Genomic DNA, 22433 nt, shown 5'->3' with positions numbered 1-22433 from the left:
GCCGCCCCTTCGAGAATCTCAGGGAACGGCTAGGGGATTACTTCTCCCAGCCCACGTTCTCTACGGGCTGGACGCCGAAGCCATCCAGGCCCACGTAGGGCTCAGGGGTGAGGTTAGCAAGACCGGTCTTGACAGCCGAGATCGACGGACCGTTGTAGAGCGGGATCAGGCCCCACTCCTGGAAGATCTCTGCCTCGAGCTTCATGGCCGCAGCCGTCTGCTCGTCGGCGGTCGGAAGCGACTCGACCTCTTCGTGGATGCGCTCGTCCATCTCAGGCGTCTGGACGCCCGAGAGGTTCAGGCCCATGTCCATGCAGTACAGCTGGCAGAACCAGGCAGCACCGAACGGGTCAGAGGAGGTGAAGCGCAGCGACGCGATGTCCCAGTTCTTCGACACGTAGTCGTTGGAGAAATCGGTCGAGGGGCGAACCTCGATCTGGACGTCGATGCCGACAGCCTTCTGCTGCGCCTGAAGTGCCTTGGCGAGTGCTTCGGTCGTCGGGTCATCGCCGAAGATCGGGTACACGACGGAGAGCTTTTCGCCATCCTTCTCGCGGATGCCGTCTTCGCCCTCGGTCCAGCCAGCTTCGTCAAGAAGCTCCTTGGCGGCGTCGGGGTTGTACTCCCAGCCGGCCTCGGCAAGAGCGTTGGAGTAGCCAGGCTGGAACGGGAACAGCGTGAACGAGCCGGCCGGCTCCTCCTCGTAGTCCAGACCGTTCCAGGCGATCTCCTTCTGCTGGTCGATGTTGACAGCCTTGAAGAACGCCTCACGGACCTTGACGTCTTCGAACTGCGGCTTGTCAGCGTCGATCTCGAGCAGAGTGTTCGCGGTCTGCGTGGAACGGTAGATCGTGATGTCTTCCATGTCCTTGACCTGCTCCATGCGGTCCTTGGTGCCCACGCCGACCATGTCGATCTCATCAGCCTTGAAGGCGTTGATCGAGGCGGAGGCTTCCATCGCCTGGAAGGAAACGCGGTCGAGGAGCGGCTCGTTGCCCCACCACAGCTCGTTCGGAACGAACGAGATGTACTGCGAGTTCTTGTCGAACTCCTCGATCTTGTACGGGCCGGCGCCCCACTCGGGGTGCGGCTCGCCGATCAGAGCCTCGTTGAAGGTGGTCGGGTCTGCCAGTGCGGGGTGCAGGACACCCGTCAGGAAGGGCATCTCCGGCCAGGCGAAGATGCCGTCGAAGGTGACGATCGCGGTCTTCGCGCTGTCGCCCTGCTCGACCGACTTGATGGCCTTGTAGCCATCAGTGGCGTTCGGGACGAAGCCCTCGTCGATGGAACGGTTGGCCTTCCACGTGGCGTCGATGGCAGTCCAGTCCATGTCGGTGCCGTCGTTCCAGTGCGCTTCATCCGTGAAGGTGAAGGTGATCTGGGTGTTGCCGTCGACCTCGTCGATGCTCCACTCGTCGAGGTAGGCATCGTTCTTGTACGGGGTGCCGTCGGCCTCCTGCAGCATGACCTGCGGCATGTACCACGCGGCAACGCGGGCAGTGTCCGCAGAACCATCGCCGTGGAAGGCGTTCATCTGCTCGGGGATCTCGTTGATCGGGAACCGCGCTTCGCCGCCCTTGGCAAGGTTCTCGCGGTCCTGCGGGTTGTAATCCGCGGACTTGGTCTCAACGGGGGCTGCGTCTTTGTCGCCGCCGTCACCCTTGTTGTTTCCGGTGTCGGCTGCACAGCCCGAGAGGGCAAGTGCGAGGGCTCCGCTGAATGCGAGCGCCCCCATCAGCTTGTACTGCTTCATGGTGCTCCTTTCGCCTTTCGGCGTGTCATAAGGCGAGAATAGTTCGCACACCGCCCGAATTCCCCCGCGCACAGTGAATCGCGCTTAACTGTTATCGGACAGTGACCGACTGTTACCTGCCGGTAACAGTCTCAGCGCGTAACAGGCTCAGCCTGCATCGTTTCCGGGTTGAAGATGAGACGTTCACGAGTGCGCTCGATGTCGGGATTCGGCACGGGAATCGCCGATAGCAGCGCCTTGGTGTACGGATGCTGCGGGTTCTCGAAGATCGTCTCAACGTCGCCGTGCTCGACGAAATCACCGAGGTACATGACGGCGACCCGGTCGGCGATGTGACGAATCACGGAGAGATCGTGAGCCACGAACAGGTATGACAGCCCGAGCTTCACCTTCAGCTCATCGAGCAGGTTGATGACGCCGGCCTGGATCGATACATCGAGCGCCGAGACCGGCTCGTCGAGCACGATGATCTTCGGATTGGTCGACATCGCCCGGGCGATGCCGATGCGCTGGCGCTGACCGCCGGAGAAGGCACCCGGGAATCGGTCGATGTGAGCAGGGTTGAGCCCCACCAGGTCCATGAGCTCCTGAACGCGGCGGTGCACCTCGGCCTTGGGAGTACCGATGGCACGCAGCGGCTCGGCGATCACATCGGAGACCGTCATACGCGGATCGAGCGCACCCATCGGGTCTTGGAAGACGATCTGGATGTCGCGACGCACTTGGCGCTCGATGGAACGACTGGTGATGTCGTTGACGCTGGTGCCGTTGATGATGATGTCGCCGTCGTTCTGCTTGACGAGATCCATGATCTGCAGCAGCGTCGTCGTCTTGCCGGATCCGGATTCGCCGACGATGGCCATTGTCTCGCCCTCGCGCACGTCGAATGTGACGTTCTTGACGGCATGCACCTCGCCGACCTTGCGCTTGAAGAAAGCGCCCTTCATGAGCGGGAACGACTTGTTCAGGTTGCGCACTTCCAGCGTGATGGGGCGCTGCTCGCGCGGAGTGCGGGTCAGGTCACTCTCCGGGATCTCCGGCACCGGGTAGACGGGAAGACCTCCGATGAGGCCGCCGTCCTCGATCTCATGAGCGCGGATGCAGGCAGCCTGATGCGAGGCACCGGTTCCGGTCTGCACCGCGACGAGGTCGGGCTCGCGTGTGAGGCAGGCGTCCATCACGATCGGGCAGCGGTTCGCGAACGGGCACGCGTCGGGGAGGTTGATCAGCAGGGGAGGGTTGCCCTTGATGGGAACGAGCGGTTCCTTCTCGGACTTGTCGACGCGCGGGATGGCGCCGAGAAGCCCGATCGAATACGGCATCCGGGTGTGGTGGAAGAGCTCACTCACGGGGGCATGCTCGATGGGGCGACCCGCGTACATAACCATGACGTCATCGGCCATACGCGCAACAACACCCATGTCGTGGGTGATCATGATCGTGGCGGCGCCGGTCTCGTCCTGCGCCTTCTCGATGAGGTCGAGGATCTGCGCCTGGATGGTCACATCGAGTGCCGTGGTCGGCTCATCCGCGATGATCAGCTTCGGGTTGTTGGCCATCGCGATCGCGATCACGACGCGCTGACGCATTCCGCCGGAGAACTCGTGCGGGAAGCCCTTCATACGCTTCTCCGGCTGCGGAATGCCGACCAGGTTGAGCAGCTCGATCGAGCGGTCCCACGCCTGCTTCTTGGACAGACCGCGGTGCACTGTGAGCGCTTCGATCAGCTGATCACCGATCGTGAACACGGGAGTAAGCGAGGTCAGCGGGTCCTGGAAGATCATCGCGAGGCCGTTGCCGCGGAGGACCGACATCTGCTTGTCGTTCTTGCCGAGCAGTTCCTCACCGTCGTAGATGATCGAGCCGGAGACACGGGCGTTCTCATCGAGCAGGCCCATGATAGCGAGAGAGGTGACCGACTTGCCCGAGCCGGACTCGCCGACGATGCCGAGAGTCTTGCCCGCTTCGAGGTCGAAGGAAACACCACGCACGGCGTCGACGCGACCTGCCTCCGAGGCGAAGCTGACGTTCAGATCACGTACTGAGATGATGGCGCTCATGCTTGTCCTCCGGCTGCCGAGGTGGGATCGAGGGCGTCGCGCAGTCCGTCGGCGACCAGGGACATCGAGACGGTGAGCATGGTCAGCGCAGCGGCTGGGAAATAGAACAGCCAGGGCGCGCTGGTGATCGTGCTCGCTCCGGATCCGATGAGGGAGCCGAGCGAGACATCCGGGATCTTCACGCCGAAGCCGATGAAGGACAAGCCAGTCTCAGCCATCACCGCACCGACGATGCCGAGCGTGAAGTTGATGACGAGGAGCGAACCGATATTCGGCAGCAGGTGCCGCATGACGATGGTCATGCCGCCCACTCCCATGTATCGAGCAGCATGCACATACTCGCGTTCGCGCAGTGACAGTGCTGTTGTCCACACGACGCGCGCGGGGAAGTACCAGCCGACCACGAAGATCATGATCAGGGCGATGATTCGCCAGTCGCCGCCGGAACGGTTCGACAGCAGCGAGAGGATCAGGAAGCTCGGGATCACCATCATGAAGTGGATGACAGTCAGCGTGATCTTCTCGGTGCGACCGCCGAAGTACGCGGCAGCGGTGCCGATGATGGCCGACAGGATAGTGGTTCCCAGCGAAACACTCACGGCGATCATCAGCGAACGCTGCAGTCCGACGGCGACCTGGGCGAAGGTGTCGTTACCGGACGCGGTCGTGCCGAACCAGTGCTCCGCGGATGGGCCTTCGCTCAGCGCGAGGAAGTCGAGTTCGACGTGATCGAACTTCGCGATCAGCGGTCCGATGATCGCGAACAGCACGAGCAGGATGAAGATGACGATGCCGGCGACTGCCGGCTTGTTGCGCATGAACCGCCGCGTGTACAGCGTCCACTTCGACATCGGCCTCGTCGTGACGACGGCAGTATCGGTTGCGGTGTTTGCCATGATCAGTTCACCCTCACTCGCGGGTCAAGGACGACGACCACGATGTCGGAGAGGATCGCTCCGAGTGCGGTCAAAAGTCCGGCGAAGGCGGCGATGGCCACCACGCCGTTGATGTCACTCTTCGTGATCGTCTCAATGAAGTACTCACCCATACCGTTCCAAGCGAAGATCTGCTCGGTGAGGATAGCGCCGGTGAACACACCGGGGATGCTGAACGCGACCTGCGTTGCGACCGGGATGAGCGAGGTGCGCAGGGCGTGCTTGCGGATAGCCTGCGGCTTGGTCAGTCCCTTGGCACGGGCGGTGCGGACGTAATCGGCGTTGATGTTGTCCAGCAGCAGGGAGCGCTGCAGGAAGTGCGTACCTGCGTACCCGGTGATGACCAAAGCGATCGTGGGCAGTGTGACGTGCTGGAGCTTGTCTAAGAGCACCGGGAAGAAGCCCTCGACCCCCTTGCTGGACGCTCCGGTCACGTAGAAGATGCGGACGCCGACGAGGTCGTTCAGCGCGATCGCCAGCAGTACGATGCCGAGGGCTGCGACGATGATGTTGATGTTCATCGTGATGATCGAGGTCGCCTGGCCGATGCGGTCGGCGAGCTTGTACTGGCGCGAAGCGGTGTAGACACCAAGAGCGATGCCGAGCACAGTCATGATCACGGTTGCACCGAGCACCAGTTCAGCACTGACCCACATGCGATAGGCGACCTGCTCATTGACCGAACCGCCGGTGGGGCTCACGCCCCAGTCCCAGCGGAACAGGATTCCACTGAACCAGTTCCACCACCGTTCCCAGATGGGTACGGAATCGCTGAGGTTTCGTGGTTCCAGGAGGTTGACGATCTGCTCTTCACTGAGCGGTGGGCGTCGACCGACGAAGTTGTTCCGTGGGTTGAGGAAACCCCAAGCCAGGAAGAACGTCATGTTGGTCGCGATCACGATCATCAACAGCCAGCCGAAAGTACGGCGCAGGAGATACTTGATCAAGGTTTTGTCTTTCTCTTTGCAGGCGCGCTCGGGATCTGCCGACGGTGCGCTGAGTCGAAGTAGTCAAACATCTTCAACTCGTTTGTGCGACCGATCTCAGTCCTAACGCCTGGGACGGAGTCGGGTTGTGCATGACACCCGGTTCCGCCGAGATCGTGCAGGGCAACCTCGTGAGACTATCATCGCTTGGCGCGAATCGATGATTGTGAGGTGGTCACCGTACAATCATCTGGACATGTCACCACGCGCTCTCACTCCGCTCTCGCCTGCCGCGACGCCGCCTTCGCAGATCCGAAACTTCTGCATCATCGCTCACATCGATCACGGCAAGTCGACCCTCGCTGACCGCATGCTGCAGATCACGGGGGCGGTCTCCGACCGAGACATGCGCGCTCAGTATCTCGACCGCATGGACATCGAGCGCGAGCGTGGCATCACGATCAAGAGCCAGGCCGTGCGGATGCCGTGGTCGGTCGACGGTGAAACCTTCGCTCTGAACATGATCGACACCCCGGGGCACGTCGACTTCACCTACGAGGTCTCGCGCTCTCTTGCCGCGTGCGAGGGCGCGATCCTGCTCGTTGACGCTGCTCAGGGCATTGAAGCCCAGACGCTCGCGAACCTGTACCTGGCGCTGGAGAATGACCTCCACATCATCCCTGTGCTGAACAAGATCGATCTGCCTGCCGCTGATCCGGATAAGTTCGCCAAGGAGCTCGCCGACCTGATCGGCGGGCGTCCGGAGGACGTGCTCCGCGTTTCGGGTAAGACCGGCGTCGGTGTCGAGGAGCTGTTGGAGCGTCTCGTTCAGGAGATTCCGGCTCCGCAGGGTGATGCGGACGCCCCGGCGCGCGCGATGATTTTCGACTCGGTGTACGACTCCTACCGCGGCGTGGTCACCTATGTGCGCATGATCGACGGGACATTGTCCCCGCGTGAGCGCATTCAGATGATGTCGACGCACGCCCATCATGAGCTGCTCGAGATCGGTGTCTCCAGCCCCGAACCGATTCCGTCGCAGGGCCTCGGCGTCGGCGAGGTGGGCTACCTGATCACCGGTGTGAAGGACGTGCGCCAGTCGAAGGTCGGCGACACGGTCACCACCGTTCGCGATGGTGCCACCCAAGCACTTGCCGGCTACACCGACCCGAAGCCCATGGTCTTCTCCGGCGTGTACCCGATCGATGGCAGTGACTATGAGGATCTGCGCGAGGCGCTGGACAAGCTGAAGCTCTCCGACGCATCGCTGCAGTACGAACCCGAGACGTCGGTGGCCCTCGGCTTCGGCTTCCGGTGCGGATTCCTCGGGCTGCTGCACCTCGAGATCATCACCGAGCGGCTTTCGCGCGAGTTCGATCTCGATCTCATCACCACGGCTCCGAGCGTGATCTACGAGGTCACGACCGATACCGGCGAAACGGTGACGGTCACCAACCCGAGTGAGTACCCGGACGGGCGTGTCGCCTCGGTCGCCGAACCGATGGTGAAGACGGCCATCCTGCTTCCGAAGGACTACGTCGGAACGGTGATGGAGCTGTGCCAGTCGCGACGGGGATCGCTGCTGGGGATGGAGTACTTCTCGGAGGAGCGCGTCGAGCTGCGCTACATGATGCCGCTTGGGGAGATCGTGTTCGATTTCTTCGACCATCTGAAGTCGAAGACGCAGGGCTACGCCAGCCTCGATTACGAACCTGCCGGGCAGCAGACGGCAGATCTGGTGAAGGTCGATGTCCTGCTTCAGGGGGACAAGGTCGACGCGTTCAGCGCGATCGTGCACCGGGATAAGGCGTACGCCTACGGCACGCTGATGACCGACCGTCTGCGCAAACTCATCCCTCGCCAGAACTTCGAGGTTCCGATTCAGGCGGCCATCGGCGCACGAATCATTGCCCGAGAGACGATCCGTGCCCTGCGCAAAGACGTGCTCGCCAAGTGCTACGGCGGTGACATCAGCCGTAAGCGCAAACTTCTGGAGAAGCAGAAGGAAGGCAAGAAGCGTATGAAGATGGTCGGTCGTGTCGAGGTCCCGCAGGAGGCGTTCATCGCTGCGCTCTCCGGAGACGTCGAAGGTAAAGAGAAGAAGTAGAAGTAGTGGTGTGCGCTCCCACGGCGAGTGGGGGCGATCACTCAGCTACGCCCAACTAGTCTGGAACTCATGCGGCGCGGGAATTTCCGAGACGAGACGGTTGACTATGCAGCCGTCGGGGCCACCCATGCCCCTGACCTGATGCAGTATCCGCCGGAGCGCAGTATCCCGGCAGAAGCTGCGTGGCGGCTGGGCAGCGGCGAAGAACGCTTCCGCACCGCCGGCGACGCACTTCTTTCCTGGACCGCACAGCGGGCGGCGGGACTCGTGCTCGAGGACGTACGTCCGGCGGCCGGTCCCACCTATGCCGGTGTGAGCTTCGATGCCGACGGAAATCCGGTCGTGCCCAGCAAACGCGAGATCGAGCAGCGTTTCGATGCCGAAGGCACCCCGTATGCCGGCGCTGGCATGACGCTGCGCGTTCGCGGACGCGTCTCTGGGATGCGTGCGGATGCTGAGCTTCGAGTGATCTCGGTCACCGAAGACGCACGGCGGATCGGTTTCGTGCTCGGCACCGTCAGCGGCTCGGTCGTCAGTGGTGAGGAGCTGTTCGAGGTCGAATGGCGCGAAGACAACGATGAGGTGTGGTTCACGGTGCGCGCTTTCGACGCGCCGACTTCCTGGTTGTATCGATTCGTGCCGGGTCTGGTGAAGCGCCGTCGCAAAGAGCTCTTCGCCCGATACCTGCGTGCGATCTCTCCGCTGTACGCGACGCCGCTCTGATGGCCGGACCCCTGCCGCTCGGAGATCCGGCGCCGTCAGACGGCCGACTTCCCGAGGACCTGCCGATCGATGCCGGCGCGCCGTTCTCGGCGTATCTGCACGTGCCGTTCTGTCGGGTGCGCTGCGGTTACTGCGACTTCAACACGTACACCTCGAGTGAACTGCGCGGCGCGAGGCAGGACGAGTATGCCGACACGCTCGGCCTCGAGATTGCGCTGGCCCAGCGGGTGCTGGCGGATGCCGGTGCACTGCGCCCGATGAACACAGTGTTCTTCGGCGGCGGTACGCCCACTCTGCTCCCAGCCGGCGATCTCGCACGGATGCTGGACGGTGCTGTGGATGCGTTCGGGCTCACCGAAGGCGCCGAGATCACCGTCGAAGCCAACCCCGACACGGTCACTCTCGCAGTCGTGCGCACGCTGGTGGATGCTGGCGTGACCCGGCTCTCGGTGGGCATGCAGTCTGCCGTGCCGCACGTGCTGGCCGCGCTGGATCGCACGCATCAGCCGGAGAACGTCCGCACCGCGGTAGAAGCGGCGCAGGATGCCGGTCTCGCCGTCAGCGTGGATTTGATCTACGGGGCACCGGGGGAGTCGCTCGCCGACTGGGAAGCTTCGCTGGAGGCTGCCGTCGCGCTGGAACCCGATCACATCTCGGCATATGCGCTCATCATCGAGAACGGCACGAAGCTGGCGCGCCAGATCCGCCGAGGTGAAGTGCCCGCGCCCGATGACGACCTGCAGGCGGACATGTACGAGCTCGCAGACTCGCGCCTCGCGGCGGCCGGCTTCGAATGGTACGAGCTGAGCAACTGGGCGCGCGCATCACACGGAGCAGAGTCCGCCGCAGGCAATCGGTCGCGCCACAACCTCGCCTACTGGCGGGGGAGTGACTGGTGGGGCTTTGGCCCCGGTGCGCACAGCCACGTCGCTGGCCTGCGCTGGTGGAACGTCAAGCATCCGGCGGCGTACGCCCAGCGGCTCGCGGCATCCGAATCGCCGGCCGCCGGAACCGAGCGCCCCGATGCCCGGGCGCGGTTGCTGGAGCGGGTTCTTCTTGAGAGCCGGCTCGCCGAGGGCATCGCGGTCGCAGCTATCCCCGAGCAGAACCGCCCACGGGTGGCCGGACTCATCGCCGACGGTCTGGTGGATGCTGCGGCAGCCCTCAAGGGCCGGATTCGACTGACTTTGCGCGGTCGGCTTCTGGCGGATGCCGTGGTTCGCGAGCTCACGGATTAGCGCTGCGGCATCGGCACGGCGGGTTAGAATTGGCACTCTAAGTGTTTGAGTGCCAGAGGGGAGGGTCGGCAGATGGTCTCTGAACGTGGACTTCAGGTCCTCCAAGCGATCGTGCAGGACTATGTGGCCACGCACGAGCCAGTAGGTAGCAAGTCGATCGTCGAACGCCATTCCTTCGGGGTCTCCGCTGCGACGATTCGCAACGACATGGCGCAGCTTGAAGATGAGGATCTCATCGTCGCTCCGCACACCTCGTCAGGGCGGGTGCCCACGGACAAGGGCTACCGGGTCTTTGTGGACCACCTGGCGCAGCTGCGCCCGCTGTCGAACGCGCAGCGCAGCGCCATTGAGACGTTCCTGGCCGACCCTGCAGACCTTGATGATCTGATGGCGCGCACTGTTCGCGTGCTCACCCAGGTGACCGGTCAGGTGGCGCTGGCGCAGTATCCGTCCTTTGCGCGCGCCCATCTCACCCACATCGAGCTCGTCTCCCTTGCCCCGAATCGGCTTCTGGTGATCCTGGTGACGGATGCGGGTGGCGTATCGCAGCGCATCGCTGGACTACCGCTTGATCTTGAGGACGCCGATGTCGCGGTGCTGCGTGCACGACTGTCCGCACTGTTGACTGCGCAATCGGTGCGTGAGGCTACTGATCGTGTTCAGGGGCTGATCGATTCCACCGCCGGTTCCCGCACCGATATCGCGCTGCGCACAGTGGCGGGAATCATCAGCGAAGAGCTTGCGGAGTTCCGACAGGAACGCCTCGTGATGGCGGGGGCGGCAACCCTGGCCAGGCGCGAGCAAGATTTTCGCGGCAGCATCCATCCACTCCTCGAAGCGATCGAAGAGCAGGTGACGCTCCTGCGTCTCATGAGCGAGATGGTGACTGACGAGCACGGTCTCGCGACGAGCATCGGCGCCGAGAATGAACCTTTCGGCTTGCCCGAGGCATCCATTGTCGCGAGCAATTATCTGGCACCCGGCGGCACAGCACGTGTTGGCGTCATGGGGCCAACACGAATGGACTATCCGAGCAATCTCGCCGCAGCACGGGCCGTCGCCCGCTACCTGTCGCGTTTGCTCGACGAAGACGATGCGAGCCGCTGAGGCGGGTCGTTCTCACAGGCAGGAAGGTGATTGTGGCGGACCACTATGAGGTTCTCGGAGTGTCGCAGGATGCGACGACGGACGAGATCAAGAAGGCATATCGCAAGCTCGCTCGGCAGCTGCACCCGGATGTGAACCCGGGAGACGATGCCGCCGAGAAGTTCAAGCTCGTCACGCACGCCTACGACGTGCTCAGCGATGGCGACTCGCGCCGCCGCTACGACATGGGCGGCGGAGACGGCGCTGGTGGCGGCGACTTCGGTGGCTTCGGCGGATTCGGAGACATCTTCGAGACGTTCTTCGGCGGTCAGGGCGGTGGTCGGGGCGCTCGTCCACGATCACGCCGCGAACGCGGGCAGGATGCGCTGGTGCGCGTCACGCTCGAGCTCGGCGACGTCGTGTTCGGTGCGCATCGCGACATCGAGGTAGACACCGCGGTGCTGTGCGAGACCTGCAACGGCTCGTGCACACAGGCCGGCACATCTCCGGTCACCTGCGACATCTGCGGCGGCACCGGTCACGTGCAGCGTCAGGTGCGCAGCCTCCTCGGCAACGTCGTAACGTCACAGCCGTGCGGCAGCTGCGAGGGATACGGCACAGTGATCCCGCACCCGTGCGGAACCTGCGCCGGTCAGGGCCGTGTGCGCTCTCGTCGCACGGTGTCTCTGGACATTCCGGCTGGAGTCGAGACCGGGCTGCGTCTGCAGCTGCCGGGATCGGGTGAGGTCGGCAAGGCTGGCGGACCGCACGGAGACCTGTACGTCGAGGTGACTGTCTCACCGCACGCGGCGTTCAGCCGCGACGGGGACGACCTGCTGGCGACGCTCGAGGTGTCGATGGCGGACGCGATTCTCGGTACCGAGACATCGATCGACGGCCTGGACGGCCAGGTCGACCTCGAGATTCGTCCCGGTGTGCAGTCGGGCGACATCTTGACCATCAAGGGCCGGGGGATCACGCCGCTGCGCGGAACTCAGCGCGGCGACCTTCGCGTCGGTGTGCAGGTTGTGACCCCGACGAAGCTCGATTCGGCGCAGCGTGCGATGATCGAGGACTTCGCCAAGAAGCAGAAGTCTCCGTCGCCGCAGCTTGCGCAGTTCCAGCAGGGACTGTTCTCGAAGTTGCGGGACCGGTTCCGGCACTGATTCGCATTTTCTGAACCGGAGGACACGTGGCTCTGCACTTTCTTGTCGAGGGGTCGTCATCGGTCGCTGTCGGAGAAACAGTCTCACTGACCGGCGCTGAGGCCAAGCATGCTGCGGTGGTACGACGGCTGCGGGTCGGGGAATCGGTAACGATCGGCGACGGATCCGGCGTGTGGCTGGAAGGCACCGTAACTGACGTGTCCGCGTCACGCGTCGATGTGGACATCACCGCGCGCACGGAGGCGGAAATTCCGGACGTGCGACTCGTTCTGGTCCAGGCATTGGCGAAGGGGGACCGCGACGAGCTCGCCGTGCAGGCAGCCTGTGAACTCGGCGTCGACGACATCGTGCCGTGGCAGGCATCGCGGAGCATCTCTCGCTGGGAGGGACCGAAGGCAGCGAAGGGGCGCGAGCGCTGGGCGAGCATCGTCCGGGAGGCTGCGAAACAGGCGCATCGTGCCTGGGTGCCGCCGGTCTCGGCGCCGTTGACGACAGCACAGCTCATCGCGCGCGCCGAGGGCAAGCGGATGCTGGTCCTGGATCCGACCGCCACCGTGCGACTCTCGACCGTGGCCGCCGATCACCGGGACATTCTGTTGGTCGTCGGCCCGGAAGGCGGCATCTCCCCGGAGGAGCTGCAGAAGTTCGAAGCGGCCGGCGCCGAGCGGGTGCTCCTCGGGAACACGGTGCTGCGCACGTCAACCGCTGGGCCCGCGGCGATCGCTGTGCTGTCGGCCGCACTCGGTCGCTGGTGAGGCCGCGCGCCCCTGCAGAGGCGGCTCGGTGACGCCAGCAACTGACGCCAGTAGACTGAGATCATGACGGAACCCTCGATCTTCACCCGTATCCTGGGCGGCGACATTCCCGGCGAGATCATCGCGGAGACTGATCGGCTGTTCGCCATCCGCGACATCGCTCCGCAGGCGCCAGTGCACCTGCTCGTCATCCCCAAGACCGAGCAGTATCGCGACGTCACTGAACTCGCAGCGGGAGACCCCGCGCTCCTCGCCGAACTGACTGCTTTCGCGAAGGATCTTGCCGCCGAGCACTCCGACGGCGATTTTCGATTGGTTTTCAATGTCGGCGCGAATGCCGGCCAGACAGTGTTCCACGTGCACGCGCACATCCTCGCTGGCGGCCTGACGGAGAAGAGCGTCGGTGCCTGAGCCCGAACAGAACAGCGTCACCGAACGCATCTACGCCGACGGCGTCGCCATGGTGCGGGTGCTCGGTCCGCAGGATCGCCTGTTGAAGATGCTGGAGCGCCAGCATCCCGATGTCGACGTACTTGTGCGCGGCAATGAGATCACGATCACCGGTGAAGCCGCTCACGTTGCTGCAGCAAAAACCCTGGTGGAGGAACTGCTCACCATGACACGCGATGGTCACGACCTCGTCCCGGGCGACGTCGAGAATTCGGCGCGGATGCTGCGCCAGCAAGACGGCCCCCGTCCCAGCGAGGTGCTCGGCGAAGCAATTCTGTCGACCCGCGGTCGGGTGATCCGCCCGAAGACCGCTGGCCAGAAGAGCTACGTCGATGCGATCGAAGAGAACACCGTGGTGTTCGGAATCGGCCCGGCCGGAACGGGAAAGACCTACCTCGCGATGGCCAAGGCGGTGCAGGCACTGCAGCGCAAAGAGGTCACCCGTATCATCCTCACCCGTCCCGCGGTCGAGGCAGGGGAGCGGCTGGGATTCTTGCCCGGAACGCTCAATGACAAGATCGACCCGTATCTGCGCCCGCTCTACGACGCGCTCAACGAGATGATGGACCCCGAGGTCGTGCCCCGGCTGCTGGCGACCGGCACCATCGAGGTCGCTCCACTCGCCTATATGCGCGGACGCACGCTCAACGACTCGTTCGTGGTGCTCGATGAGGCACAGAACACCACACCTGAGCAGATGAAGATGTTCCTGACCAGGCTCGGCTTCGGCACGAAGATGGTCATCACCGGCGACATCACCCAGGTCGATCTGCCGCAGGGCGCATCAGGTCTGCGCCTCGTGACTCGAGTGCTCGACAACATCGACGACATTCATTTCACCCGCCTCACCAGCGCCGATGTCGTGCGTCACTCGCTCGTCGGACGCATCGTCGACGCGTACAGCGAGTACGACGAGCAGCGCGTCGCCGCACGATACGAGCGCGAGCAGGCAGCCGAGTTCGCCAACCGTGCGGAGCGCCGCAGCAACCTGCGTCCCGGTCCGCGCGACCGTTCCCCGAAACGAGGACACTCATCATGATCGAGATCAATAACGAGTCGGAGATCTCCATCGACGAGACCGTCCTGCAACGCCTGACGGACTTCAACCTCGCCCAGCTGCACGTGAGCCCGGATGCCGAGGTCGCGATCGTCCTCGTCGACGAAGGCGCCATGGAAGCTCTGCACGTGCAGTGGATGGACGAGCCCGGACCCACCGACGTGCTCAGCTTTCCGATGGACGAGTTGCGCCCCGGCACCGAAGAACGTCCGACCCCTCCTGGGCTGCTCGGAGATATCGTGCTGTGCCCCCAGGTTGCGGAGACCCAGGCACAGGCCGCCGGTCACACGCTGATGGACGAGCTGATCCTGCTCACCACGCACGGCCTGCTGCACCTGCTGGGCTTCGACCACGCCGAGCCCGACGAGGAGCGTGAGATGTTTGGACTGCAGAAGGAGCTGATCGTGGCTTTCGCGCATGCTGAACGCGGCTGATGACCGAAATCCTCCTGCTTCTCGCAGCTCTTCTGCTCGTCGCTTTCGGTGGGCTCTCCGCAGCCATCGATGCCGCTTACGGAGTCGTCTCCCGCGCTGATCTTGCCAGTATGGCCAGTGAAGGCCGTAACGCGAAGGCCCTCACCCGCATCGGCGACGATCTCGACGCTCATGTGAACGCGGTCTCCTTCATCCGCGTGCTCGTCGAGGTCACCGCTGCCGTGCTGGTCACCGTCGCGTTCACGGTCCTGTTCGAGAACATCTGGTGGGCGATGATGGCCGCGGCCATCCTGATGACCGGCATCACCTTCGTTCTGGTCGGGGCGAGCCCACGGTCGATCGGCCGACACCACGCGGAGGGGATGATCCGAGGCACGGCATCGATCGTGCGCGGTCTGCGTCTGAGCCTCGGCCCGCTCGCCCAGGGACTCGTCGTGCTCGGCAGCAAGGTCACTCCCGGCACCGGAAGAAGCTCGTTCGCCTCGGAAGACCAGCTACTCAGCATGGTCGACGAGGCCGCGTCCAACGATCTCATCGAAGAGGACGATCGCGATCTGATCCACTCGGTCTTCGACTTCACCGATCAGTTCGTGCGCGCCGTGATGGTGCCGCGCACCGACATGGTGACAGTGGATGCTGAGGCCACCACCGACCAGGCGATGTCACTGTTCCTGAATCGGGGTGTCTCGCGGATACCCGTGGTCGATGACGATGCAGACGACGTCGTCGGTGTGCTGTATCTGAAAGACCTCGTGCAGTTCGCCTATCGTGACGACTCGGCCTGGCGCGCAGCATCCATCCGCCCCATTGCACGACCGGCGACGTTCGTGCCGGAATCGATGCGTGCGGAGACGCTGCTGCAGCAGATGAAGCGCGACGCCGTGCATGTGTGTCTGGTGATCAATGAGCACGGCGGAATCTCCGGACTGGTGACGTTGGAGGATCTCATCGAAGAGCTGGTCGGCGAGATCTCTGACGAGTACGACCAGGCGGCTGCTGAGATCGTCGACCTGGGCGAAGGCCGCTACCGGGTCAGCGCGCGGCTGTCGCTCGACGACGTGGGCGACCTGTTCGACATTGAATTGGAAGACGAGGACGTCGATTCGATCGGTGGCCTGCTCGGCAAAGCTGTCGATCAGGTTCCGCAGCCTGGCGTGACCGCCACCATCGATGGGCTCGTCCTGACCGGTGGAGCATCGCGCGGCCGAGGCCGCGGAATCGCAACTGTATTCGTGGAACGCGCCGCTGGCGCACTAGAGGAGACCGACGATGTCTGAAAAACCCCGTAGCGGATTCGTGACGTTCGTCGGGCGTCCCAACGTCGGCAAATCGACGCTCACCAATGCCCTGGTCGGCGAGAAGATCGCCATCACCAGTGAGAAGCCTCAGACGACCCGGCGTGCGATTCGCGGCATCGTGAACCGCCCGGACGGACAGCTCGTCATCGTCGATACACCGGGCATCCACAAGCCGCGCACCCTGCTGGGCGAACGGCTCAACGACCTCGTGGAGCAGGTTCTGGGCGACGTTGACGTCATCGGATTCTGCGTACCAGCCACGGAGAAGGTCGGCCCTGGCGACCGGCGCATCGCCGCATCGTTGGACGGTTATGCGCGCGCGAAAAAGGTCGCGATCGTCACCAAGACGGATGCCGCGAGCCGAGACGCGATCACGGAGCGGTTGATGGAAGTCGACTCGCTGCGTGAGGACTGGGCCGCAGTCATCCCGCTGTCAGCCCTGACACGCGAACAGCTCGATGTGCTCACAGACGAGGTTCTCAAGCTGATGCCGAAGGGGCCGGCGCTGTACCCCGAAGGAATCACCACGGATGAATCCGACGAAGATCGCATCGCCGAGATGATCCGTGAGGCCGCACTCGAAGGCGTGCGCGATGAGTTGCCGCACTCGATTGCCATCGTGATCGACGATGTGGCTCCCCGTGAGGGTAGCGACCTCACCGACGTGCACGCGCAGATCGTCGTCGAGCGGGATAGCCAGAAGGCGATCATCATCGGGCACAAGGGCAAGCGTCTCGCAGATGTCGGAAAGCGTGCGCGCGTCGGGATCGAAGAGCTGCTCGGCACGCGCGTCTTCCTGGGGCTGCACGTGAAGGTCGCGAAGGAATGGCAGCGTGACCCGAAGCAGCTGGGCAAGCTCGGCTTCTAGCAGCACGCAGATGGCGCACAGGTGCTCTCACATCCTGCTAGCATGACCACATGCCTTTCGGCGGACAGCTTCTTCTTAGTTGCCGCGACGAGTCCTAAAGCTAGGGCCTTCCTCGTCGCGGCGCTTGTGTTGGCCCGTTCAATTTGACGAAGAGAAGAAGCCCCACCATGCAAAACTTCCAGCGCCCGTCTGCGATGCCGATTCACAAGTACCGGCCGTTCCACGAGCTGATCGCTGTCGACCTCCCGGACCGGACCTGGCCGTCTCAGCGCATCACTGAAGCACCCCGCTGGTGCGCAGTTGATCTGCGTGACGGCAACCAGGCACTGATTGACCCGATGTCGCCCGAGCGCAAACGCGTCATGTTCCAGCTGCTCGTGAGCATGGGATACAAGGAGATCGAGGTCGGCTTCCCCTCGGCGAGCCAGACCGATTTCGACTTCGTTCGCCAGCTCATCGAAGAGAACCTCATCCCGGATGACGTCACCATTCAGGTGCTGACCCAGGCGCGAGAGCACCTGATCGAGCGCACCTACGAGTCGATCGCCGGGGCCAAGCAGGCGATCGTGCACCTGTACAACTCCACGAGCGTGCTGCAGCGCGAGGTCGTGTTCCGCAGCGACAAGCAGGGCATCATCGATCTGGCTCTCGAGGGCGCGCGGCTGTGCCGCGAGTTCGAGAAGCGGATTCCCGAGACGCAGGTCTTCTACGAGTACTCACCGGAGAGCTACACCGGCACCGAGCTGGAGTTCGCTCTCGACATCTGCAACCAGGTCATCGAGGTCTTCGAACCGACTCCCGAGCGCAAGGTCATCATCAACCTGCCCGCGACGGTTGAGATGGCATCCCCGAACATCTACGCCGATTCGATCGAGTGGATGAGCCGGCGCCTGAACCATCGAGAGAACATCATCCTCTCGTTGCACCCGCACAATGACCGCGGCACCGCGGTTGCGGCTGCGGAGCTCGGTTACATGGCCGGAGCCGACCGCATCGAGGGATGCCTATTCGGTAACGGAGAACGCACCGGAAACGTCGATCTGGTCGCACTCGGAATCAACATGTTCACGCAGGGCATCGACCCGCAGATCGACTTCAGCGACATCGACCAGGTCAAGCGCACTGTCGAGTACTGCAACCAGCTGCCGGTGCCTGAGCGTAGCCCCTGGGCGGGTGACCTCGTGTTCACCGCGTTCAGCGGATCGCATCAGGACGCCATCAAGAAGGGCTTCGAGGCGATGGAGGCCCGCGCTGAGGCTGAGGGCAAGACAATCGATGAGATCGAGTGGGCGGTGCCCTATCTGCCCGTCGACCCGAAGGATCTCGGTCGCTCCTATGAAGCAGTCATCCGGGTGAACTCGCAGTCCGGCAAGGGCGGCGTCGCGTACCTGCTCAAGACCGATCACGCCATCGATCTGCCGCGCAAGCTCCAGATCGAGTTCTCCGGGGTCGTGCAGTCCAAAACCGACAGCGAGGGCGGCGAGGTCACCAGCGACCAGATCTGGTCGATCTTCAACGACGAGTATCTGCCGGCCGAGGTCGCGGAGGCGAAGTGGGGCCGGTACGAGCTGCTGGCAACGCAGACGCGCAGCGATATGTCCGGCGAGGTCGTGCTCGATGTCGTGATCCGCGATGGAGACGCTCAGCACGCAGTCACGGGCCAGGGCAATGGCCCCGTGGCAGCTTTTGTCGAGGTGCTGCGTGCGCAGGGCTTCGACATCACGGTGTACGACTATGTCGAGCATGCTCTCAGCTCGGGCGGCGACGCCCAGGCCGCGGCCTACGTGGAACTCCAGATCGGAGATCAGCGGCTGTGGGGCGTCGGCATCGACGGCGATATCTCCACCGCATCGCTCAAGGCGATCGTGTCGGGTGTGAACCGGTCGATCCGCACGCGGGTGGCGAATCCGGAGCTCGCCAGCGTCTAGTCTGGCTCGTCCTCTCGGCATCCGGTTTTATCGTCGAGACCCCCGCGTGTGAATACGAGGGGGTCTCGACGTTCAGTGCGGTGACCCAGCCATTCTCGCGCGCACGGGAGATAATCGAACAGTGCCCACCTACCGAGACGAAGCGGTGATCCTCCGCACCCACAAGCTGGGGGAGGCGGATCGCATCGTCACCATGCTCTCGCGGCGCAACGGCAAGATCCGCGCTGTTGCGAAGGGCGTACGCCGCACCTCATCGAAGTTCGGCTCACGGCTGGAGCCGTTCATGGTCGCCGACGTGCAGCTGTATCAGGGGCGCTCGCTCGACATTGTGCAACAGGCGGAGTCGCTCGGCGCCTACGGCAGTGATATCGCCGCACACTACGATCGCTTCACCTCGGCCAACGCCATGGTTGAGACTGCTGATCGGCTGAACGACGCAGAGGCCACACCCGAGCAGTACCTGTTGCTCGTCGGCGGCCTGCGCGCGCTTTCTCGTGGCGAGCACGCCCCACGCAGCATCCTCGATTCCTATCTGCTGCGCGTCATGTCGCTTTCGGGCTGGGCGCCGTCGCTGAGTGACTGCGCTCGGTGCGCCTCGCCCGGGCCACACCGGAGCTTCGTCGGTCAGATGGGCGGGATGGTCTGCGCGGACTGTGCTCCCGCCGGAAGCCCACGGATCGCCGAATCAACTCTGCAGCTGCTGAGATCGCTCCTCCGCGGTGAATGGGACGAGGTCGACGCAGCGCCGCACGCCGCCACAGCAGCGGCCTCGGGGCTGATCTCGGCCTATGCGCAGTTCCACCTGGAGCGCGGCATCCGCTCGCTCGCCCATGTCTCGGATTCGCCACGAGAGGGAAACTATTGACTAAGCCCTACACCCACAAAGACGCCGTCGCGTATCGCCCGCTGGACTGGACTGGTGTTCACCCGCCAGCGTTCGGGAAGATTCCCGAGCATGTCGCGATCGTCATGGATGGCAACGGGCGCTGGGCGAACAAGCGTGGACTCACCCGCATCGAGGGGCACAAAGCCGGTGAGGAAGTTCTGCTGGATGTCGTCGCGGGGGCGATCCAGGCGGGCGTCAAGCACCTGAGCGTCTACGCGTTCTCGACCGAGAATTGGGCGCGCTCACCCGAAGAAGTGCGCTTCCTGATGGGGTACAACCGTGATGTGCTGCACCGGCGTCGCGATCAGCTCAACGAGTGGGGTGTGCGAGTGCGCTGGGCTGGGCGCAAACCGCGGCTGTGGGGATCGGTCATCAAAGAGCTGCAGTACGCCGAGAAACTCACCGAGGGCAACGACGTCCTGACGCTCACGATGTGCGTGAACTACGGCGGTCGGGTGGAGCTCGTCGACGCCATGCGCCGGATCGCTGAGGAGGTCGCCGCCGGCAAGGTCAAGCCCAAAGCGATCAGCGAGAAGATGATCCGTCGGAACCTGTATGTGCCGGACATGCCCGACGTCGACCTGTTCCTGCGCTCTTCGGGCGAGCAGCGCACCTCGAACTTCCTGCTCTGGCAGTCGGCTTATGCCGAGATGGTGTTCCTCGACACGCTCTGGCCGGATTTCTCCCGCGAGGAGCTGTGGCGTGCGATCGAGGTCTACGTGTCGCGTGACCGACGCTTCGGCGGTGCGGTCGATGTGCCGGATGCTGGCACGTGAGCCGCGTGGAATCGTAGAACCCCAGACCGCAGAACAGCACGAATTTCGCAGGATCTGCTGGAATTGCTGCGAAGTTGCTGTTGTTCAGCGAGATTCGTGCTCCTGCTGCACGCGCAACCACCGCTCCGTCTCACGCGGGTGTGCGAGCCGGACGATTGTCAGATGCGGGAACTGCGCCCGCTTCAGCGGCATCCGGTCTGCCCAGAACCCGCGCGTCTGGGTCTGCCAGGCGAGGATGTTCTCGGCAGGGTCGCGTGTCGCCAGCAGTTTCCGGAGCGGCTTTTCGACGTTGCCGTTGTACATCTGCGTGCGCAGGATGCTCCGTGCCAGCGTCCGTCGGATCAGCCGAGCCCGCACCACCGGGAACGGATAGTCGAGCCAGATCGCCAGTTGCGCGCGCGGCGTCATGATCTCGTCGGTGCCCTTGCTCGTGTACTGCCACTCGGTCACCCAGCGCCCGGTGGCGGCGAAGGTACGAACGTCGTCGAGGAACTCGGGTCGCGGTGTCCAATTCGGGCCGTGGTAGAGCGCATCGATCTCATGATGATCGAGTCTCCAGAGCTCGGCGATGCGCCGTGCCAGGGTCGTCTTTCCCGATCCGGTGACCCCTGCGATCAGTACCCGTTCGGGCAGGAAAGGCAGCGGATCAGCCGCGGTCAACAGAGGCGCGGTCATCTGCGCAACCACTGCTCCGCTTCGCGAGGATGACGCAACCTCATGATCTGCAAAGACGAGAAGGCCTTCTCGATCTCCGGCATCCGCCGGTCCCATTTGTACCGGGTGTCTTTCTGCCAGCGCATGATGTCGTTCTCGCCGGACCAGGCCTCGCGCGTCCACAGGGCCGGTTCCACGTTTCCATTCCATAGCCTGGTGCGCATGACCCGTCGACGGAGGGTGCGAGCCACGAGCCGCCGTCGAACGAGTGGCCAGGGATAGTCGAGCCAGACGACCAGATCGGCGCGCGGCACGAGGACTTCGTTGGTCCCCTTGCTCGTGTACTGCCACTCGGTCACCCAGCGCTCGGTGGCGGCGAAGGCGCGCACGTCGTCGAGGAATTCGGGACGCGGTGTCCAATTCGGGCCGTGGTAGAGCGCATCGATCTCATGGTGATCCAGCTTCCAGCGCTCGGCGATGCGCCGAGCCAGGGTCGTCTTTCCCGATCCGGTGACCCCCGCGATCAGTACGCGCATCGGCGCTACGGGGAGCGGGTCATCGACACAGAGCATCCGAAAATTCTATCTGCGGAATACACGCGGCTGACGAGAGGTTGTTGGTGATGTGACTGAACCCATCGCAATTGAAATCTGGTCCGACATCGCCTGCCCCTGGTGCTACATCGGCAAACGCAACCTCGAGCAGGGCCTTGCAGCCCTCCAGGAAACGCAGGGCGCGGATGCCCCGCAGGTCAACATCACGTTCCACTCCTTCGAGTTGGCACCCGATACGCCGGTCGACTTCGACGGCAACGAGGTCGATTTCCTGTCCGGACACAAGGGGATGCCTCGTGAGCAGGTCGAGGGCATGCTGGAGAACGTCACCAATGTCGCAAAGAACGCAGGCCTGGAGTACCGCTTCGATCTGCTTCAGCACACCAACACGGTGAAGGCACACGAGTTGCTTCACCATGCGAAGTCGCAGGGCCTGCAGCTCGAGATGGAAGAGCGGCTGATGTCGGCCTACTTCACCGAGGGCAAGCACGTGGGACGCGTCGACGATCTGATCGAGTTGGCTGTCGAGGTGGGACTGGATGCAGACACCACGCGCCATGCGCTGGACAACGACAAATTCCTGCCGGCCGTGCGACAGGACCAGGCGCAGGGACGTGCCTACGGAATCCAGGGTGTGCCGTTCTTCGTCATCGACGGGCAGTACGGCATCTCCGGTGCGCAGCCACCGGCGACGTTCGAGAACGTCCTGAAGGACCTGTGGTCCAAGCGCGGCGAGCCGGTGGCAGCAGCTGAGGGATCCGCCTGAAGTCAGACGAATC

At 63.7% G+C, this 22433-nt stretch carries 21 protein-coding genes; 15 read left to right on the top strand and 6 right to left on the bottom strand.

Features of this window, described 5'->3' with window-relative positions; all coding sequences use genetic code 11:
* Nucleotides 1-37: 37 nt before the first annotated feature.
* From ACW5CM_RS08405 to ACW5CM_RS08390, 4 genes are all read right to left on the bottom strand, one after another.
* Entirely contained in the window at nucleotides 38-1753 is a 1716-nt protein-coding gene (locus tag ACW5CM_RS08405; RefSeq protein ID WP_439254325.1) for an ABC transporter family substrate-binding protein, read from the bottom strand.
* Between the two features lie 131 nt (nucleotides 1754-1884).
* Nucleotides 1885-3813 (bottom strand): ABC transporter ATP-binding protein, encoded by a 1929-nt coding sequence (locus tag ACW5CM_RS08400; RefSeq protein WP_439254326.1) that lies wholly within the window; start codon nucleotides 3811-3813, stop codon nucleotides 1885-1887.
* Entirely contained in the window at nucleotides 3810-4709 is a 900-nt protein-coding gene (locus ACW5CM_RS08395) for an ABC transporter permease (protein ID WP_457124746.1), read from the bottom strand. Before ACW5CM_RS08395 ends, ACW5CM_RS08400 begins: the two co-directional genes overlap by 4 nt.
* 2 nt (nucleotides 4710-4711) lie before the next feature.
* Nucleotides 4712-5695, bottom strand: a complete 984-nt coding sequence (locus ACW5CM_RS08390) for an ABC transporter permease (protein ID WP_439254329.1) — start codon at nucleotides 5693-5695, stop codon at nucleotides 4712-4714.
* A 235-nt stretch (nucleotides 5696-5930) separates the two neighbouring features.
* On the opposite strand from ACW5CM_RS08390, the gene lepA reads away from it, so the two are divergent.
* From lepA to ACW5CM_RS08320, 14 genes are all read left to right on the top strand, one after another.
* On the top strand, nucleotides 5931-7781 hold the full coding sequence (lepA, locus tag ACW5CM_RS08385) for a translation elongation factor 4 (protein ID WP_457124745.1): 1851 nt from the start codon (nucleotides 5931-5933) through the stop codon (nucleotides 7779-7781).
* Between the two features lie 69 nt (nucleotides 7782-7850).
* Nucleotides 7851-8504, top strand: a complete 654-nt coding sequence (locus ACW5CM_RS08380) for a DUF1990 domain-containing protein (protein ID WP_438255763.1) — start codon at nucleotides 7851-7853, stop codon at nucleotides 8502-8504.
* The gene (hemW, locus tag ACW5CM_RS08375; RefSeq protein ID WP_457124744.1) at nucleotides 8504-9742 is read left to right on the top strand and encodes a radical SAM family heme chaperone HemW; all 1239 of its coding nucleotides are present in this window, start codon (nucleotides 8504-8506) and stop codon (nucleotides 9740-9742) included. Before ACW5CM_RS08380 ends, hemW begins: the two co-directional genes overlap by 1 nt.
* 72 nt (nucleotides 9743-9814) lie before the next feature.
* Entirely contained in the window at nucleotides 9815-10849 is a 1035-nt protein-coding gene (gene hrcA, locus ACW5CM_RS08370) for a heat-inducible transcriptional repressor HrcA (protein WP_438255765.1), read from the top strand.
* Nucleotides 10850-10881: 32 nt separating this feature from the next.
* Complete coding sequence (gene dnaJ / locus ACW5CM_RS08365) at nucleotides 10882-11994, top strand: molecular chaperone DnaJ (RefSeq protein ID WP_438255766.1); 1113 nt, start codon at nucleotides 10882-10884, stop codon at nucleotides 11992-11994.
* A 26-nt stretch (nucleotides 11995-12020) separates the two neighbouring features.
* A complete protein-coding gene (locus tag ACW5CM_RS08360) occupies nucleotides 12021-12749 on the top strand; it encodes a 16S rRNA (uracil(1498)-N(3))-methyltransferase (RefSeq protein WP_457124743.1) in 729 nt (242 codons plus the stop codon).
* Nucleotides 12750-12812: 63 nt separating this feature from the next.
* A complete protein-coding gene (locus ACW5CM_RS08355) occupies nucleotides 12813-13160 on the top strand; it encodes an HIT domain-containing protein (RefSeq protein ID WP_439254334.1) in 348 nt (115 codons plus the stop codon).
* Between the two features lie 49 nt (nucleotides 13161-13209).
* Nucleotides 13210-14238, top strand: a complete 1029-nt coding sequence (locus tag ACW5CM_RS08350) for a PhoH family protein (protein WP_438255794.1) — start codon at nucleotides 13210-13212, stop codon at nucleotides 14236-14238.
* Nucleotides 14232-14690, top strand: a complete 459-nt coding sequence (gene ybeY / locus ACW5CM_RS08345) for an rRNA maturation RNase YbeY (RefSeq protein WP_438255795.1) — start codon at nucleotides 14232-14234, stop codon at nucleotides 14688-14690. Before ACW5CM_RS08350 ends, ybeY begins: the two co-directional genes overlap by 7 nt.
* Complete coding sequence (locus tag ACW5CM_RS08340; RefSeq protein ID WP_439254336.1) at nucleotides 14690-15967, top strand: hemolysin family protein; 1278 nt, start codon at nucleotides 14690-14692, stop codon at nucleotides 15965-15967. Before ybeY ends, ACW5CM_RS08340 begins: the two co-directional genes overlap by 1 nt.
* The gene (gene era / locus ACW5CM_RS08335) at nucleotides 15960-16856 is read left to right on the top strand and encodes a GTPase Era (RefSeq protein ID WP_439254337.1); all 897 of its coding nucleotides are present in this window, start codon (nucleotides 15960-15962) and stop codon (nucleotides 16854-16856) included. Before ACW5CM_RS08340 ends, era begins: the two co-directional genes overlap by 8 nt.
* A gap of 167 nt (nucleotides 16857-17023) precedes the next feature.
* Nucleotides 17024-18784, top strand: a complete 1761-nt coding sequence (gene leuA / locus ACW5CM_RS08330) for a 2-isopropylmalate synthase (protein WP_438255771.1) — start codon at nucleotides 17024-17026, stop codon at nucleotides 18782-18784.
* A gap of 121 nt (nucleotides 18785-18905) precedes the next feature.
* Nucleotides 18906-19649, top strand: coding sequence for a DNA repair protein RecO (gene recO / locus ACW5CM_RS08325; protein ID WP_438255772.1), 744 nt, complete (start codon nucleotides 18906-18908; stop codon nucleotides 19647-19649).
* Entirely contained in the window at nucleotides 19646-20446 is an 801-nt protein-coding gene (locus ACW5CM_RS08320; RefSeq protein ID WP_457124742.1) for an isoprenyl transferase, read from the top strand. Before recO ends, ACW5CM_RS08320 begins: the two co-directional genes overlap by 4 nt.
* An 84-nt stretch (nucleotides 20447-20530) precedes the next feature.
* Here the strand turns inward: ACW5CM_RS08320 and ACW5CM_RS08315 are convergent, their stop codons facing one another.
* Nucleotides 20531-21121, bottom strand: coding sequence for a P-loop NTPase family protein (locus tag ACW5CM_RS08315; RefSeq protein WP_457124741.1), 591 nt, complete (start codon nucleotides 21119-21121; stop codon nucleotides 20531-20533).
* The gene (locus ACW5CM_RS08310; RefSeq protein WP_457124740.1) at nucleotides 21118-21672 is read right to left on the bottom strand and encodes a P-loop NTPase family protein; all 555 of its coding nucleotides are present in this window, start codon (nucleotides 21670-21672) and stop codon (nucleotides 21118-21120) included. The genes ACW5CM_RS08315 and ACW5CM_RS08310 overlap by 4 nt, the downstream gene beginning before the upstream one ends.
* 52 nt (nucleotides 21673-21724) lie before the next feature.
* Here ACW5CM_RS08310 and ACW5CM_RS08305 point away from each other — a divergent pair, with 52 nt between their 5' ends.
* Nucleotides 21725-22420 carry a DsbA family oxidoreductase gene (locus ACW5CM_RS08305; RefSeq protein WP_457124739.1) on the top strand — a complete coding sequence of 232 codons (696 nt, stop codon included), beginning with the start codon at nucleotides 21725-21727 and terminating at the stop codon, nucleotides 22418-22420.
* Nucleotides 22421-22433: the final 13 nt, after the last annotated feature.

It is taken from the genome of Microbacterium wangyouchuni (genome assembly GCF_054072595.1).
The sequence above is the reverse complement of the archived record's forward strand: the minus strand, read 5'-3'. Positions and strand labels throughout refer to the sequence as shown.

Coding starts and splice junctions, on each gene's coding strand:
- ACW5CM_RS08380 (WP_438255763.1), top strand. CDS start 7,851: ATGCGGCGCGGGAATTTCCGAGACGAGACGGTTGACTATGCAGCCGTC.
- ACW5CM_RS08310 (WP_457124740.1), bottom strand. CDS start 21,672: ATGCTCTGTGTCGATGACCCGCTCCCCGTAGCGCCGATGCGCGTACTG.
- ACW5CM_RS08340 (WP_439254336.1), top strand. CDS start 14,690: ATGACCGAAATCCTCCTGCTTCTCGCAGCTCTTCTGCTCGTCGCTTTC.
- ACW5CM_RS08400 (WP_439254326.1), bottom strand. CDS start 3,813: ATGAGCGCCATCATCTCAGTACGTGATCTGAACGTCAGCTTCGCCTCG.
- lepA (WP_457124745.1), top strand. CDS start 5,931: ATGTCACCACGCGCTCTCACTCCGCTCTCGCCTGCCGCGACGCCGCCT.
- ACW5CM_RS08395 (WP_457124746.1), bottom strand. CDS start 4,709: ATGGCAAACACCGCAACCGATACTGCCGTCGTCACGACGAGGCCGATG.
- hemW (WP_457124744.1), top strand. CDS start 8,504: ATGGCCGGACCCCTGCCGCTCGGAGATCCGGCGCCGTCAGACGGCCGA.
- hrcA (WP_438255765.1), top strand. CDS start 9,815: ATGGTCTCTGAACGTGGACTTCAGGTCCTCCAAGCGATCGTGCAGGAC.
- era (WP_439254337.1), top strand. CDS start 15,960: ATGTCTGAAAAACCCCGTAGCGGATTCGTGACGTTCGTCGGGCGTCCC.
- ACW5CM_RS08355 (WP_439254334.1), top strand. CDS start 12,813: ATGACGGAACCCTCGATCTTCACCCGTATCCTGGGCGGCGACATTCCC.
- leuA (WP_438255771.1), top strand. CDS start 17,024: ATGCAAAACTTCCAGCGCCCGTCTGCGATGCCGATTCACAAGTACCGG.
- ACW5CM_RS08350 (WP_438255794.1), top strand. CDS start 13,210: ATGGTGCGGGTGCTCGGTCCGCAGGATCGCCTGTTGAAGATGCTGGAG.
- ACW5CM_RS08315 (WP_457124741.1), bottom strand. CDS start 21,121: ATGACCGCGCCTCTGTTGACCGCGGCTGATCCGCTGCCTTTCCTGCCC.
- ACW5CM_RS08405 (WP_439254325.1), bottom strand. CDS start 1,753: ATGAAGCAGTACAAGCTGATGGGGGCGCTCGCATTCAGCGGAGCCCTC.